Origin of the sequence: Amycolatopsis sp. A1MSW2902 (assembly GCF_017312175.1) — a bacterium.
GTDB classification, from domain to species: domain Bacteria; phylum Actinomycetota; class Actinomycetes; order Mycobacteriales; family Pseudonocardiaceae; genus Amycolatopsis; species Amycolatopsis nivea.
The window spans coordinates 7,040,730-7,055,584 of sequence record NZ_QJPO01000001.1 but is presented as its reverse complement, the minus strand read 5'-3'; the positions used below and the strand labels follow the sequence as shown (position 1 = coordinate 7,055,584).

Annotated in this window: 14 protein-coding genes and 1 pseudogene; 7 read left to right on the top strand and 8 right to left on the bottom strand. The window is 67.9% G+C overall.

Annotated elements, in window-relative coordinates; genetic code table 11:
- The first annotated feature begins 46 nt into the window (after positions 1 to 46).
- Both DMP23_RS32780 and DMP23_RS32775 read left to right on the top strand, forming a co-directional pair.
- Entirely contained in the window at positions 47 to 883 is an 837-nt protein-coding gene (locus DMP23_RS32780; RefSeq protein ID WP_134664079.1) for an SDR family NAD(P)-dependent oxidoreductase, read from the top strand.
- 121 nt (positions 884 to 1,004) lie between these two features.
- Positions 1,005 to 1,661 carry a hypothetical protein gene (locus tag DMP23_RS32775; protein WP_337823414.1) on the top strand — a complete coding sequence of 219 codons (657 nt, stop codon included), beginning with the start codon at positions 1,005 to 1,007 and terminating at the stop codon, positions 1,659 to 1,661.
- A gap of 613 nt (positions 1,662 to 2,274) precedes the next feature.
- Here the strand turns inward: DMP23_RS32775 and DMP23_RS32770 are convergent.
- Both DMP23_RS32770 and DMP23_RS32765 read right to left on the bottom strand, forming a co-directional pair.
- Positions 2,275 to 2,931 (bottom strand): response regulator, encoded by a 657-nt coding sequence (locus DMP23_RS32770; RefSeq protein WP_037807194.1) that lies wholly within the window; start codon positions 2,929 to 2,931, stop codon positions 2,275 to 2,277.
- Positions 2,928 to 4,520 (bottom strand): sensor histidine kinase, encoded by a 1,593-nt coding sequence (locus DMP23_RS32765; protein ID WP_337824469.1) that lies wholly within the window; start codon positions 4,518 to 4,520, stop codon positions 2,928 to 2,930. Before DMP23_RS32765 ends, DMP23_RS32770 begins: the two co-directional genes overlap by 4 nt.
- A gap of 184 nt (positions 4,521 to 4,704) precedes the next feature.
- On the opposite strand from DMP23_RS32765, the gene DMP23_RS32760 reads away from it, so the two are divergent.
- From DMP23_RS32760 to DMP23_RS32745, 4 genes are all read left to right on the top strand, one after another.
- Complete coding sequence (locus DMP23_RS32760; protein ID WP_037807196.1) at positions 4,705 to 5,508, top strand: ABC transporter ATP-binding protein; 804 nt, start codon at positions 4,705 to 4,707, stop codon at positions 5,506 to 5,508.
- The gene (locus DMP23_RS32755; RefSeq protein WP_037807198.1) at positions 5,498 to 6,373 is read left to right on the top strand and encodes an ABC transporter permease subunit; all 876 of its coding nucleotides are present in this window, start codon (positions 5,498 to 5,500) and stop codon (positions 6,371 to 6,373) included. Before DMP23_RS32760 ends, DMP23_RS32755 begins: the two co-directional genes overlap by 11 nt.
- A gap of 1 nt (position 6,374) precedes the next feature.
- The gene (locus DMP23_RS32750; protein WP_037807201.1) at positions 6,375 to 7,430 is read left to right on the top strand and encodes an ABC transporter substrate-binding protein; all 1,056 of its coding nucleotides are present in this window, start codon (positions 6,375 to 6,377) and stop codon (positions 7,428 to 7,430) included.
- 199 nt (positions 7,431 to 7,629) lie between these two features.
- Positions 7,630 to 8,343 (top strand): G1 family glutamic endopeptidase, encoded by a 714-nt coding sequence (locus DMP23_RS32745; protein ID WP_043837749.1) that lies wholly within the window; start codon positions 7,630 to 7,632, stop codon positions 8,341 to 8,343.
- Between the two features lie 43 nt (positions 8,344 to 8,386).
- Here DMP23_RS32745 and DMP23_RS32740 read toward each other — a convergent pair whose 3' ends face one another.
- The 4 genes and pseudogenes from DMP23_RS32740 to DMP23_RS48120 form a co-directional block, all read right to left on the bottom strand.
- The gene (locus tag DMP23_RS32740; RefSeq protein WP_134727927.1) at positions 8,387 to 8,707 is read right to left on the bottom strand and encodes an antibiotic biosynthesis monooxygenase family protein; all 321 of its coding nucleotides are present in this window, start codon (positions 8,705 to 8,707) and stop codon (positions 8,387 to 8,389) included.
- A gap of 43 nt (positions 8,708 to 8,750) precedes the next feature.
- The gene (locus tag DMP23_RS32735; RefSeq protein ID WP_337823413.1) at positions 8,751 to 9,425 is read right to left on the bottom strand and encodes a hypothetical protein; all 675 of its coding nucleotides are present in this window, start codon (positions 9,423 to 9,425) and stop codon (positions 8,751 to 8,753) included.
- A 26-nt stretch (positions 9,426 to 9,451) separates the two neighbouring features.
- Positions 9,452 to 9,829 (bottom strand): helix-turn-helix domain-containing protein, encoded by a 378-nt coding sequence (locus DMP23_RS48125; protein WP_370318178.1) that lies wholly within the window; start codon positions 9,827 to 9,829, stop codon positions 9,452 to 9,454.
- Positions 9,830 to 11,764: 1,935 nt separating this feature from the next.
- A pseudogene (locus tag DMP23_RS48120) lies at positions 11,765 to 12,259 on the bottom strand (ATP-binding protein); the annotation flags it as partial.
- Between the two features lie 358 nt (positions 12,260 to 12,617).
- On the opposite strand from DMP23_RS48120, the gene DMP23_RS32725 reads away from it, so the two are divergent.
- On the top strand, positions 12,618 to 13,715 hold the full coding sequence (locus DMP23_RS32725; protein ID WP_134727925.1) for a S1 family peptidase: 1,098 nt from the start codon (positions 12,618 to 12,620) through the stop codon (positions 13,713 to 13,715).
- Between the two features lie 87 nt (positions 13,716 to 13,802).
- Here DMP23_RS32725 and DMP23_RS32720 read toward each other — a convergent pair whose 3' ends face one another.
- Together DMP23_RS32720 and DMP23_RS32715 are read right to left on the bottom strand one after the other, a co-directional pair.
- A complete protein-coding gene (locus DMP23_RS32720) occupies positions 13,803 to 14,210 on the bottom strand; it encodes an SsgA family sporulation/cell division regulator (RefSeq protein ID WP_337823411.1) in 408 nt (135 codons plus the stop codon).
- A gap of 165 nt (positions 14,211 to 14,375) precedes the next feature.
- Entirely contained in the window at positions 14,376 to 14,846 is a 471-nt protein-coding gene (locus tag DMP23_RS32715; RefSeq protein WP_009085935.1) for an Lrp/AsnC family transcriptional regulator, read from the bottom strand.
- Positions 14,847 to 14,855 lie beyond the last annotated feature (9 nt).

The window sequence follows — 14,855 nt, the reverse complement described above, 5'->3', positions numbered from 1 at the left end:
TCGTCACTAGTATCAGAGAACGCGGTGAGACCAGGGTGGGGAGACGATGAAGGACTTCTCGAACAAAGTCGCAGTGATCACCGGAGCGGGCTCGGGCATCGGGCGGGCGCTGGCGCTCGAACTCGCGTTGCACGGCGCGCTTCTCGAACTGTCCGATGTCGACGCCGAAGGGCTCGACGGAACCGTGCGGGAAGCCCGCGAACGCGGGGCCGAGGTGCGGGGGCATTCCCTCGACGTGGCCGACCGGGCCGCGGTTCTCGCCCATGCCGAGGACGTCGCGCGGGAGCACGGCCGCGTCAACCTCGTCGTCAACAACGCGGGCGTGGCGCTCGGCGCGACGGTCGAGGACATGACGTTCGAGGATTTCGACTGGCTGCTCGGCGTCAACCTCGGCGGCGTCGTCAACGGCACGAAGGCATTCCTGCCGCACCTCATCGACTCCGGTGACGGGTACGTCGTCAATATCTCCAGCGTGTTCGGATTCGTCGGAGTGCCTACGCAGAGTGCCTACAACGCGGCGAAGTTCGCCGTTCGCGGATTCACCGAGTCGCTGCGCGAAGAAATGCTCGCGGCGCGGCATCCGGTCGGCGTCAGCTGCGTGCACCCGGGCGGGATCAAGACCAACATCGCCCGCAACGCGCGTGGCGGAGCGGCCGGCGACCAAGCCAAAGCGGCGGCCGGATTCGAGAAAATCGCCCTTACCACACCGAAGAAAGCGGCCGAGACCATCCTGCGCGGCGTGCGCAGGCGGTCGGCGCGGATCCTCATCGGACCGGACGCCTACGTGATCGACGCGATCCCGCGTGTCCTCGGTTCGGCATACCAGCGTCCGCTCGCGGTTTTGGCGCGCCAGGGACTCAAACGCATCGAGCGGAACGGATAACTCGTCGCGACTGTCCGCATTCTTGATCACCCGATGGAGTTGCATTTTCACCGAAACCCTCGGGAATGTCGCAGAATGCTGCCAGTCCACTCGTGTGTCCGCACCCCGGAGGTAGCCCTCGATGCTGCGCCTTGCCGAGCGCCGATTGGCCGCGCCTGCCGACCGCGCCGCCGGGGAACTGGTCGACCGCACCGGCATCATCGCCGCGAGCCTGCCGCGGGGGCCCCGGCTGCCGGACGAGGCCGCGCCGGAGACGAGCTGCGAATCGACCCAGCAGATCCCGGTGATCGCCGGGTGCGCGCCCGCCGAGGAACGCCCGCGCGCAGTCGCGTCGCGGCGCCGCGCCCGGGTGTGGGTCGGCGCCGGGCTGGCCGTGATCCTGGTCGGACTCGGCTGGCTGGCTGGAGGCTTCTTCACCGGTGCGCTGCCCGGGCAGCCCGCGGATGATGCCGTCGTGCAGGCTGAGCAGCGTGTTCCGATCGCGGAGCAGCAGATCCCCGTGCCGTCGACGATCACGCCGCCGGTGACGCAGACCGCGCCGCCGGTCACGGTGTACGTCCCGGTGCCCTCGCACGACACCCCGGTGCGGCGGCACAACCCGGTCCACTCGACCATGCCGCGCGCGACGTCGGCTCCGGATTCTTCGGAGCAGGCCGATCCGCGCGCGGACCTCGCGACGCCCGCGCCGAGCAAGACCCCGGCGCGGACGGGCATCGACCAGTTCCTCGACTGGAAACCGTGGCTCGACGCGGCGCAGCGGATGGCTGGCGGTCGCTGAGAATCAGCGAGCGGACGCTGGCTCGGGTTGACGGCTGCTGCAAGAGCATGGGGCTGTTGACTGCGGTTGCTGGGTGGGCTGAGGTCGGCAGGCGGGTTGACTGTGGTTGCCGGGTGAGCTGAGGTCGGCGAGCAGGCTTGCTGCGGTTGTCGGGTGAGCTGAGGTCGGCAGGCGGGTTGGCCGCGGTTGCCGGGCGGGCCGAGTTCAGCGAGCGGGCTGGTTGCGGTTGCCGGGCGGGTTGAGATCGGCAGGCGGGTTGGTTGTGGCTGCCGGGCGGGGCGAGGTCGGCGAGCGGGCTGGCTGTGGTTGCCGGGTGGGCCGAGGTCGGCGAGCGGGCTGGCTGCGGTTGTCGGGTGGCTGAGGTCGGCAGGCGCGCTGGTTGTGGTTGCTGGGCGGGTTGAGGTTGGCGGGCTGACTGCGGTTGCCAGGTGAGTCGAGATCAGCAGCGGGTTGGCTGTGGTTGTCGGCCGGGCCGAGGTCGGCGAGCGGGCTGGTTGCGGTCGTCCGGTCAGCTGATTCGCAGCTGACTTGCGGGCCCGCCGGGGTCAGCCGCGGCCCCTCGGCGGTCGGCAGGCGTGCGTTGGTTGCGAGGGCAGCCGCGGGGGCGCCGGGGTCAGCCGATCCAGTCGTATTCGTGTTCTGGGCGTCCGGTCGCGCCGTAGCGAAGGCGCATTTCCACTGCTCCCGACTCCGCCAGCGCCGTCAAATAACGCTGCGCCGTGGCACGGGCCATGCCGAGTTCGCGGGCTACTTCGGCGGCCGAGAGCGGGGTCGGCGAACCGCGCAGGCGCTCTGACACCAGGCGGGCCGTCGCGCTTGACTGGCCCTTTGGCGTCGCCGCGCGGTCCTGGTCGTGGAGGGCTCGGAAGGCTCGGTCCACGTCGTCTTGGGACATCGGGCGTTCGGTCGTGACCAGGCCGCGGTATCGGGCGTACGAGGTGAGCCGTTCCGACAATTGCCGGGTCGTGAACGGTTTGATCAGGTAGTTCAGGGCCCCTGCGCGGATCGCGGCGGAGATGGACGCGGCGTCGGTGGCCGCGGACAGCACGATGGTGTCCGTTTTCAGGTCGGGCAGGACGGAAAGGCCGGGCTCGTCCGGCAGGTAGACGTCCAGCAGCACCAGGTCCGGGGCCAGTTCGCGCACGCGGGCGCGGGCTTCGGCGGCGGTGTGCGCGACCCCGGCGACGGTGAAGCCCGGTACCTCCGACACGAATCCCGCGTGCACGCCGGCGACGCGGAAATCGTCGTCCACGATCAGGGTGCGGATCATGCGTCGGTCTCCTCGGGTCGGTCCAGCAGGCCGGGAAGTTTGGCGACGAACAACGCGCCGGTCGTCGCGCCGCCGGGGTCGGCGAGCCATACGTCGCCGTCGCGGGCCCGGGCGGCTTGGCGGGCCAAGGCCAGTCCGAGGCCGTGTCCGGGACTGAGCTTTGTGGACACTCCCTCGTCGAAAAGCCTGTCCCTTAACGCATCGTCGATTCCTGGCCCGCTGTCCACAACGGACACGTGCAAAGTGGAGCCATCGGCGAGCAGGCCGACCTCGACCCACGCGGGGCGGCGCGGGCCCATGCGGGCGGCGTGCAGGGCGTTGTCGACCAGGTTGCCGATCACGGTTCCCGCGGCGATCGGGTCGGTCACCGAAGCGGGGACCCAGGCGTCGTCGGCCAGCCGCAGTTCCATGCCTTTTTCCTGTGCCTGCTCGGTTTTCGCGACCAGCAAGGCTTGCAGGTACGGATCGGTCACCCGGTCGTCGAGCGGTTCCGCGCGCGACGCGGTGGTCTCGGTGAGGGTTTGCAGGTACTCCTCGGCTTCGGCGTGGTGGCCTAGCTGCAGCAGACCGGACAGGGTGTGCAGGCGGTTCGCGAACTCGTGCCGTTGTGCGCGGAGACCGTCGGACAGCGAGCGGATGCCGTCGAGTTCTCGGGTGAGAGTGTCGAGGTCGGTGCGGTCGCGGAAGGTCAGGACGGTGCCCAGCGCGCGTTCATCCCGTTGCACGGCACGGGAATTGATCACCAGGACCCGGTTTCCGGCTACCGCCAGGAGGTTGTCCACGGGCCGTCCTTCGGCGACGGCTTTGTGCACTCGCGGGGACAGGTCCAGGTCCTCCAGCGGTGCGCCGACCGGGAGCGGGGTGCCGAGGAGGCGTTCGGCTTCATCGTTGCGGACGGTCACCCGGTGTTCCGCGTCGACGGCCAGCACGCCTTCACCGATGCCGTGCAGGACGGCTTCGTGTTCGTAGAGCAGTTCGGTCAGTTCGTGGGGTTCGAGGCCGTGGGTGACGCGGCGCAGACGGCGATTGAGCAGGGCCGATGCACCCGCGCCGATCAGGAGCGCGCCGCCGCCGAAGACCATGGTCAGGATGAAGAGCCGGTTGAAGTCGCCGGTCAGCTCGCCGACGCGGTAGCCGACGCTCACCTCGCCGACGACCCGCGAGCCTTGTTTGATCGGGGTCTTGCTGCGCACGGACGGTCCCAAGGTGCCCGCGTTGAACTCGCTCACCACGTCATTGCCCGCGATCACTTCCTCCCACGGCGTGCTCACCTGCTTGCCGACCTCGGACAACGTGGGGTGGGCAAGCCGGATGCCGTGATCGTCCGTGATGACCACGAACAGCAGCGCATCGTCGGTCTGGGTCTCCGCCTCGACTCGCTGCTGCAGGTCCGGATTGGGTTTCCGGGAGGCCGCACCGGCGATCACCACGGGTTCCGTGGCCACTGATTTCGCGATCGCCAAGGCGCGTTGGCCGTACTGTTCGGTCAGCGTCGTGCGCAGGAGCCAGCTGATCAAGGCGACGCCGAGGCCCACGACGAGGACCACCACGCCGATCTGCAACAGCAGCACCTGACGGGTGAACCGCATCCGCGGAAAGAGCGCCCACTTCGGCATGTCAGGGAACATACCCCCAGCTCAGCGCTGTGCGCTAAACGAGCAAAACGTGGAGAACGCGCAGAGCGCACGCAGAACGTCGACAAGCTTCTCCGCCGCGAAACCCGAACTTAACCTGCCTCGAGCGAGTCCCCACCGTGACGAAGGAGTCACCTCGATGGCCCCACTCATCGAACTGATCGGCGCCACCAAAAGGTTCCCGAGCGGATCAGGTTCTGTCCACACCGCTGTCCGCGAGCTGACCATGACCGTCGAACCGGGGGAGTTCGTCGCCGTGGTCGGGCCGACCGGGTGCGGTAAATCCACCACGTTGTCCCTGGTCTCCGGGTTGCAGCCGCCGTCGGCGGGCCGGGTCGTCGTGCACGGTTCCGACGTGAAGTCGATTCCGGACGGCGTCGGCTACATGTTCCAGACCGATGCGGTGATGCCGTGGCGTTCGGTGCTGGACAACGTCGCGTCCGGGCCGCGGTTCCGCGGTGCGTCCAAAGAGGACGCTCGGAAGAAGGCCGCCGACTGGATCGGCCGCGTCGGGTTGGCCGGGTTCGAGAAGTACTATCCGCACCAGCTTTCCGGCGGGATGCGCAAGCGCGTCGCGTTGGCGCAGACGCTGGTCACCGAGCCGAAAATCCTGCTGATGGACGAGCCGTTCTCCGCGCTCGACGTCCAGACTCGCGCATTGATGCAGGACGAGTTGCTCCGGCTGTGGTCCGGTACCGGAGCCGCGGTGATCTTCGTGACGCACGACCTCGACGAGGCGATCGCGCTGGCGGACAAGGTGGTCGTGCTGACCACGAGCCCGGCGACGGTCAAGGACGTCTTCGAGATTCCGCTCGAGCGGCCGCGCAAGGTGGAAGACCTGCGGCTGACCGAGGAATTCCGCAAGCTCTACTCCGACATCTGGGAATCGCTGCGCGGCGAGGTCGACAAGGCCCGCCAGAAGGGAGCGACCGGTGTCGCTTGAGACTCAGACCGCGCCGGCGCCGGTCTTCGAAACCGAACAAGACATTCTCTCCCGGGCGAAGCGCTCCGCCGGTCGGCACAAGCGCAACGTCTGGCTGCTGCGGCTGGCGATTCTCGTTGCCTGGCTGGGACTGTGGGAGATCGCGGGCCGGTTCTGGATCGACCCGTTCTTCTATTCGATGCCGTCGAAGATCTGGGAACGGCTCACCGAATGGTTCACGACCGGAACCGACTTCGGGACCATTTGGTACCAGATCCTGGTGACCGTCGAGGAAGCCGTGATCGGGTTCGTGCTCGGCGCGGTCGCGGGCGTGATCTGCGGCGTCATTCTCGGCCGCAGCGCGTATCTCGCCGAGGTGCTGGCCCCGTTCATCAAGGCAGCCAACGCGATGCCGCGTATCGTGCTCGCCGCGCTGTTCGTGATCTGGTTCGGCCTCGGGCTGTCCTCGAAGGTCGCGACGGTGTTCGTGCTCGTGTTCTTCGCGGTGTTCTTCAACGCCTTCACCGGTGCCCGCGAGGTGGACCGGAACCTGATCGACAACGCCCGCATTCTCGGTGCGACGCGCTGGCAGGTACTGCAGTCGATCGTGCTGCCCAGTGCGACGTCGTGGATTCTTTCGTCGCTGCACGTCGCGTTCGGTTTCGCGCTGATCGGTGCGGTCGTCGGTGAGTACACCGGTGCCAAGGCGGGCATGGGCTTCCTGATCGCCAACGCGCAGGGCACGTTCGACACCGCCGGGGTTTACGCCGGGATGATCGTGATCATGGTCGTCGCGCTGTTCGCGGAATGGCTGATCAGTTCGGCCGAGCGCAAACTGCTGCGCTGGCGTCCGCAGGCTTCGGCCCAGGCGAGCCAGGGGATCTGACATGCGGCTGAAAAGGACACTCGCGGTCGCGGCGGCCGCGCTGGTGACCGTGGCCGGGGTGAGCGCCTGCCGGGATTCCCGGGAGATCGACCTCGGCAACGGCGGACGGCCGCACATCAAGATCATGGTCGGCGGACTGTCCAAAGTGATCTATCTGCCGGGGCAGCTCGCGAAGCAGCTTGGCGAGTACCAGAAGCAGGGCCTTGACGTCGAACTGTTCGACCAGCCGTCCGGGGCCAACGCGGAAACCTCGCTGCTGGCCGGGGAAGTGCAGGGCGTGGTCGGGTTCTACGACCACACGATCGACCTGCAGGCCAAGGACCAATGCATCACCAGCGTGGTGCAGTTCGCGAATGTGCCGGGGGAAGCGGAAATGGTCGCGACCCCGAAAGCCGGGCACATCAAGTCCGGCGCGGACTTCCGCGGAAAGAATCTCGGCGTGACGTCGCTGGGGTCGTCGACCGACTTCCTCACCAAGGCGCTCGCCAGCCGCGGCGGCGTCGGCAGCAAGGACTACACGCCGGTGAAGGTCGGGGCAGGGCAGACGTTTATCTCTGCCATGCAACAAGGTTCGATCGACGCGGGCATGACCACCGACCCGACCATCGCGCAGCTGACCAACACCGGACAGGCCAAGGTGCTCTACGACATGCGCACGCCGGAAGGCACGCGCGCGGCGCTGGGCGGGCTTTATCCGGCGAGTTCGCTGTACATGAGCTGCGAAATCGTGAAACGCTATCCGGACGTCGTGCAGAAACTCGCCAACGCGTATGTGAATTCGCTGAAGTGGCTTTCCACGCACACCGCGGAACAGGTGGCGGATCTGATGCCGCCGTCGTTCGCGGGCGGAGACAAGGCGTTGTACATCAAGTCGCTCAAGGACAGTCTGCCGATGTTCACCAAGGACGGCCGGATGGACCCGTCCGGCGCGCAGAACGTGCTGAAGGTGCTGGGTGCGTCTTCCAGCAACGTGAAGCCCAAAAAGGACAAGATCGATTTGTCCAAGACGTACACCACCCAGTTCGTGGACGCCGCGCACGCCCGTACGGCGCGGTAGTCCACTTCGGAAGGAGTCCGTGCCGGCCCGCTGCCTCCCCAGGCGGGCGGGCACGGACTTCCGTGTACACAAAGGAGAATCGGGACATTTGGTGAAGATTTCCCGAGATGTGAATACCCTTCGAAAGTAGCTACCAACCCGGGCGAGCGAAATTCAACACTGGTACGCGCAGGCACTCCCGTGACCAGATTGGATGCCCATGAGTTCACGATCTTTCCGTCGTCCCCTCGGATTGCTGGCGGTCGGCGCGTTCGCGGCCGCGACCCTCGTGGCAGGCGCGGGAGCCGGGCCCGTGACGTTCGGCAAGCACTTCCACGGAAACCACTACTCCGGCGGAAACTGGGGCGGCTACGTCAGTTTCGGCAGTTTCACGACCGCGACCGCGGGCTGGACCGAACCGGCGGCGACCTGCAATTCCAGCAACGACCTGTTCGCGCCGTGGGTCGGCATCGACGGCGACGGATCGTCCTCTGTGGAGCAGACCGGCGTCGCGACCGACTGCTCCAGCGGCAGCCCGCAATACCAGGCGTGGTACGAAATGTACCCGGCCGCACCGGTTTACTACTCGGCGAGCGAGGCGCCGGTGAAGGCGGGCGACCACATCACCGCGACGGTCACGCGCAGCAACAACAGCTACAAACTCGACCTGAAGAACGACACCCAGGGCTGGACGAAGACGACCACGCAGTCGTTGAACGCGAAGCACTCGTCGGCGGAGGCGATCATCGAATCGCCGTCCGATTCGTACCCGGCGATCAACGGCGGCGTGAAGTTCGACGGCGTCAAGTTCGACGGCAAGAACCTCGCCGACACCAGCCCGCAGGGCCTCAACGCGGACGACGGCGGCAGCGCGACCTGGACCCCCGGCGCGATCGGCTCGGACGGCCAGAGCTTCACCATGACCCGGCAGTAAAAAGCAAGGCCCCTGAGGGAATCCGATTCCCTCAGGGGCTCCTTCACGGACGTTCGAAGCGGTAGGCGCGTTCGACCCGCGAGACTTGGACGTCGAACTCGCGATACCACTCGGCCCGGCCCTGGTTGCGGGTTTCCGTGTGCTCCAGGTTGGTGCGCCATCCGGCGATGGATTCCTCGTCCTGCCAGTACGACACGGTGATGCCGAGCCCGGACTCGTCGCGGACGGAGTTGATGCCGAGGTAGCCGGGCTGTTTCGCGGCGAGTTCGGCCATAGCGGCGGCGCGCTCGGCGTAGCCGCGGTCGCCGTCGGTGCGCCGGGACGTGAAGATCACCGCGTAGTACGGCGGTTCGGGAAGCTCCATGGCCGGAGATATACCTGTCGGACGCGGGCGAGGCCAGCGGGTTTCAGCCTTGGAGGCCGTTGACCGCCCAGGCGAACACCATCAGCGCGAGCAGCAGCGAGATCCCGGCCTGGACCATCATGGTCATTTTCGCCCAGATCCGCAGCGGCATGACGTCGGTCGGGCTGAACGCGGTGGCGTTGGTGAACGACGTGTAGAGGTAGTCCAGGTACCGCGGTTCCCATTCGGCCTTGGCCATCGACGGGTCGCTCATCTGCGGAAACTGCAGGTCGGGGAAGTCCGCCCGGCCCGCCGCGCGCCGGGCCGGGCCGCCGCGGTCGAACTCCCAGCACCAGAGCGAGAAGACGACGATGTTGGTCCAGTAGATGACCACGCCGCTGATCAGCACCTGCACCGCGTGCCCGCGTTGCGCGCCCTGCGCGATCCCGATCACCAGCTGCACCGCGGACGCGCCGTTGAGCACGCTGACGACGGCGAGCGCGGTCAGCGCGACCATGCGCTCGACGATGTTGAACTCGGTGAGCCGGCCGGGGTTCAGCAACAGCAGCGCGATGATCAGCACTGCGGTCAGCGAAGGCAGCAGCCACCACGGGTGCAGCACCATCTCGTCGGGCAAGGCGAGCTGCAGGGCCAGGGTCCCGATGACGACGGCCGCCGCGGGCCACCGGGTTTCGCCTTTGGTCGCCCGCCGCCAGGCAGGCACTGGTTTATCAGCCACGTGCACACGGTAGGACGGTGTGCTCGTTACCGCGCGGTTTCCGGTGACGGCAGTTTCCTCGCGACGTCCGTGCGGCTTCGCGCGCCTAGCTTGCGAAGCACCTTCGCTACGTGCTGCTCCACCGTGCGCGGAGACAGGAACAGACCGTCGGCGATCTGACGGTTTGTCCGGCCTTCCGCGAGCATCTCGGCGACTTCGCGCTCTCGCGGCGACAGCTCACGACCGTAACCGCGACGGCCGCGCTGTGACGGTGCCCAAGCACCGTGTTCGCGAAGCACGTGATGACAGCGGCCAGCGTCGCGCGTGGCACCTAGCTGTACGTACGCAGCTGCGGCCTGACTGAGCGCAGCTGTCGCACCGCTCTGTCCTGCTTCGAGACGACAGCGCGCCGCGCGTTCACGCATGCCGGTGGCGAGGTACGGCATCGGCAGCTCTGCGTACGCGTCGGCTGCGGTGTCGAAGAGCGTCGCGGCCGCTAGGTGTTTCGCGCGGGCGTTTGTCAGGACGGCGCGGCCAGCGTGCAGGGCGGCAGTGGCGAGAGGTGCGTCGCGGTCTTCGATGCCGCGCGCGAACTCTTCGACGAAAGCGTCGGCGTCGTGCCAACGGTCTGCGCGCGTGTACGCCTCCGCGGCGGCTGGGACGAGCGACGCTGCCCAGACCCACACGCCTTTGCGACGTGCGGCGTCGACAGCTACATCGGCGGCTTCGCAGGCCGCGGCGACGTCGTCGGTCGACAGGTGCACGCCGATCAACACCGAAGCCGCGCACAACACAACGGGGATAGGGCCTTCGCCCGGACGGTGTGCCGAGGCGTCGGCCAAGTGTCTTCGGGCTGCCGCGAACTCGCCGCGCACCGCGGCCAGCCCGCCCAGCACCAGCGACGTCTCCATGACGATCGCGCCCAGCGCCGGGTGCCGGGTACGGACGTCTTCGGTCGCCTCGGCCAGGCCGTCCCAATTGCCGCGGAACCAGGCGAGCCGTACCTCGGTGCCCTCGATCAGGCCTTTCGGGTACAGCGCACCGGCTTCGGAAGCCCGGCGCAGGCCCTCGGCGACCAGCTTTTCGGTCCGGTCGAGGTGGCCGGACCACGACTGCGCGTCGGCGAGATTGCACCACAGCCGGGCCAGCTGGACGCGCTCGGCAACGCTCGGCGCGGTGTCCGGCATCGCCTGGAACTCCGCCCACGCCGAACCGTCGCCGATGTGCGCGGCGGTCGCGATCCGGTCGCCGGTGAGCGCGAGCCGCAGCTCGGGATCGGTCAGTCCGGAGTGGACTTCCCGGGCGCGGCGCATCCACTGCTCGTGCCAGGACAGCGGGGTGAGGCCGTCGAACGGCAGCGCGAGCAGGTTGATCCCGCGCGCGGCCAGTTCCGGCCGGTCCGCCAGCTCGGCGACGGCGCGTTCCACCGCCGCGCGCCCCTGCTCCAGCCGTCCGGCGACGCGGACCAGCAGCATGCCCAGCGCGAGCCGGATCGTCCCGTGCACGGCTGGCGGCAGCGGCCGGTCTTCGAGCACCTTTTCCAGCGTCAGATGGACATCGGGGCGGAAGACACGCAGCGAGACATCGCTGAGTTTCTTCGCCAACCGGCCGACCGCGTCCTCGTCGGCCTTCGCGACGATCGCCTGCAGCAGATCGATGGCGCGTGCGGTATCGCCGTGCGCGATTGCTTCGTCAGCCGCTTCTTCCGCGTAGTACTGCCATTCCTCGACGCGTCCGGCGGCCTGCGCATGGGCGGCGAGCAGCGACAACGGTTGACCAGGAAGGTGCATTGCCTTGGTGTGCAACAATTTCCGCTCGGACGCGCTGAGACCATCGTACACGGCTTTGCGCGCGAACGGATGTCTGAAGCCGTAGCGATTGTTGTCGATCTCGTCCAACAGCCCGTCCGACAACGCGCTCTCGTCCTCGGCCAACCCGCCCAGTTCGTTCAGCACCGACAGCTCAGCGGGCATGTTGAGCACGGCAGCGGCTTTGGTGCGCTGGACTGCGGCCCTAGGCAGCGCGGACAGCTGCCTGGACACCGATTCCTGAAGCGCGGCAGGAACTTCCAGCCGATCCAACGCCGACTCAGTCAGTTCAACGCCCCGCAACGCGCGGAGAGTTTCTTCAGCGACAAAAGGAATCCCGGCCGTGTACTCGTGCAGCTTCGCGGCGAACTCGGCGCTGATCCGGGACAACCCCAGGAGGTCGCAAGCCACCGCGGTGACCGCCGCGGCGTCCAACGGACCGAGCGTCACCTGCGCGCTGTGTACTTCTGGCGCGGTGCGAACGCGCGAGTTCCCAGCGCGGCAAGTGGCGACCACGCCCAGTTCCGGCGGCCAGTCGACGGCGAGGAAGCGCAACAGGTCGCCGGTTCCCGAGTCGGCGCGATGCAGATCGTCGATGAGCAGGACGGTCGGACCGCAGGCGATCAGCAGTTCCCGGAACGCGCGGAACACGCGATGCCGCCCGGCGCCGGCGTCCGGCAGCGGTTCCGGCGCGGGCGGCAGGACGTCGGCGAGTTCCGGCAGAAGTGGTTGCAGCGCACCGGCAACCGGGCTCAGCGGTCCGAGCCGATCCCCGGCGGAGCGCAACGCTTCCAGCACCGGACCGTAGGGAAACGGCTCGGCCAGTCGCGGGCACGCGCCGCGCAGCACGCGGACGCGGGAAAACTCCGGGCGCGCGGCGAGTTCGGCGAGCAGCCGGGTTTTGCCCATTCCCGGCGCGCCCTCCACCAGCACCGCGGCAGGCCGGTGTCCGAGAACTTCGGCGACGGCGGCGAGTTCGCGGTCCCGCCCGGCGAAAGCCGCCGGACGCGGACGCACGGACACCACCGTCGGAACGGCCGGCCACATCACGACCTCCCCAGCGAGCATCTTGTCCGTTTCGCCCGGAGCTTAAGCAGTGCGCGGGGCGGGGTAAACCGACTCTCGACGGGAGTATGTGCACGCTCCTCACACGTCTGCCTCCGCACGGTAACCAAATGGCAGAAGAAAACCCGGCGCGCGGTCACAAAGAGTGCGAAACATCGTGGAGTTCGCCGGTTCAGCGGAACAACCCACGGACGCCCGCCGTCGCGGCGAACGCTCGGTAGTCGCGCAAGTCCCTACTTAAGGATTGCTCCGCTACCTATTCTCGCGCCCCCTTATTGCAGTGGATTGGACCACCGCCGCACCCTTCGAGGCCGGGGGGAACCGAACGCGAGGGAGAAGCATGAAAGCCATCAGATTCCTCGGCGCCGCAACCGCTGCCGCGGCGGTGACGGCGATCTTCGCCGGCGTCCCGGCCGCCAGCGCCGCTCCGCTCAACCCCGACATGGTCCCGGCGATGCAGCGCGACCTCGGCCTCACCCACGGCCAGGCACTCGCCCGGCTCGCGAACGAGGAGGCCGCGAACAAGGTCGGCGCGGCACTGGAGAAGTCTCTCGGCGAACGCTTCAGCGGCACGAGCTTCAACGCGTCGACCGGCAAAGCCGTGGTCTCGGTGACCGACGCGGCGCTGGTCGACCAGGTGCGCGCGGCCGGCGCCGAGGCACAGGTGGTCCGGTTCAGCGCCCGGCAGCTCGACTCGACCGTGCAGACGCTCAACGCCCACGAGAAGGCGGCACCGAAGTCGGTGACCGGCTGGGGCATCGACACCGCGAGCAACCGGATCAGCCTGACTGTCCTCAAGGGACAGCGCGGCGCGGCGGAGCAGTTCGTCCGCCAGTCCGGTGTGGACAGTTCAGCGGTGACCGTGACGGAGACCTCGGCAGTGCCCAAGGCGCACTACAACGTCCTCGGCGGGGATGCGTATTACATCGGCAGCTCGTCCCGCTGCTCCGTCGGATTCTCGGTGAACGGCGGCTTCCTGACCGCGGGCCACTGCGCCGCACTCACCGGCGGCGGCGCGCTGTCCGGCTACAACCGGGTCGCGATGGGCCAGTTCACCACCTACCGCTTCCCCGGCGCGGACTACGCGGCCGCGCGGGTCAACAGCAACTGGACCCCGGTCGGCCAGATCAACAACGGCACCCGCGTCGCCGGTTCCACCGAGGCCGCCGTCGGCGCTTCGGTGTGCAAGTCCGGTTCCACCACCGGCTGGACCTGCGGCACGATCCGCGCCAAGAACCAGACCGTGCGCTACCAGGAAGGCACCGTGACCGGCATGGTGCTCACCAACGCCCGGTCCGACCACGGCGACTCCGGCGGTTCGTTCATCAGCGGGAACCAGGCACAGGGCATGGTTTCCGGCGGCGACACCGTCAACAGCTACTACTACCCGGTGAACGTCGCGCTGTCGGCGACCGGCACGACGCTCGTCCGCGGCTGAGTCCAAACGCGACAAAGGCGGCTCGAGTGCCTCCAGCGCACTCGAACCGCCCTTGTCCGCATTGCCGCGGGATCGGCAGGTCTTCGGTCAGACGTTGCTGATCTCCTCGATCAGCCCGTCGATGTCGAAGTGCTCGCTCTCGGCTCCGAGCGGCACCAGTTCGTAGGAGGATTCGAGGAACGCCTCGAGGTCGGCGCGCTCCAGCTCGAACGACGCGTAGCCGTCGGGCGACTCGATTTCCAGCGTCAGCAAGGCCTCGTCCTCGGACAGGTCCGGCCGGATCCGCACGTCGCCGATCCCGGTCGGCTCGTCCAGCCCGGTCACGAGCAGTTCGCGGGCGAACGTCCACTCGATCCACCGGCCCCGCTCGGTCCGGAACGCCACGGAGACCGCGTAGGGCTCCGCCACGTGGAAGGAGAGGCGGGACAGCACCGGCGTAGTGCTCTCGTTCAGCAGTACGAACTGGGTCTGGTGTACGGCGTCGGTGGTGTGCACGGCTGCTCCTGGAGTCCTCCGGTCGTTCGCGCCTCGCGAACTGGTCGGCAGGGAGATGATCGACTCGGGAGCACATGACGTCGTTCCGCCGACGTTCACGCGATCGGTTGCATCAGGCCGCGAACACGTAACGCCGGACACAGAACCCTTGCGTTTCCGCGCAGGTCAGGAAAGCGGCAGCGTGAGGCCCACTTTGACCCGGTCCATGGCCACGCTCGTGGTGAAATGCCGGACGTTGGGGTTGTCGAAGAACATCCGCCGCGCGAAATTCTCGAACGCCGCCATGTCCGGGCAGGTGACCACGAGGACGAAGTCCGCGGTGCCGGTGACGTAGTAGCACTGCTGCACGCAGTCGTCGGCGAGGACCTGGGCGCGGAAGCCGTCGAGCACCGCCAGGCTCTCGCGCTCCATCTCGACCATGACGACGAACGTCATGTCCAGTCCGAGCGCGGCCGGGGACAGCACCGCGACCTCCTTCTCGATCACTCCGGCTTCGCGCAGCCGCTTGATCCGCCGCTGCACGGCCGCGGCGGACAGGCCGACTTTGGACCCGATGACCTCGGCGATCGTGCGGGCGTCGGTCTGCAGGCAGGAGAGGATGGCGAGGTCAAGCTGGTCCAGGTCGGGAGTGCGCACACTTCAGGC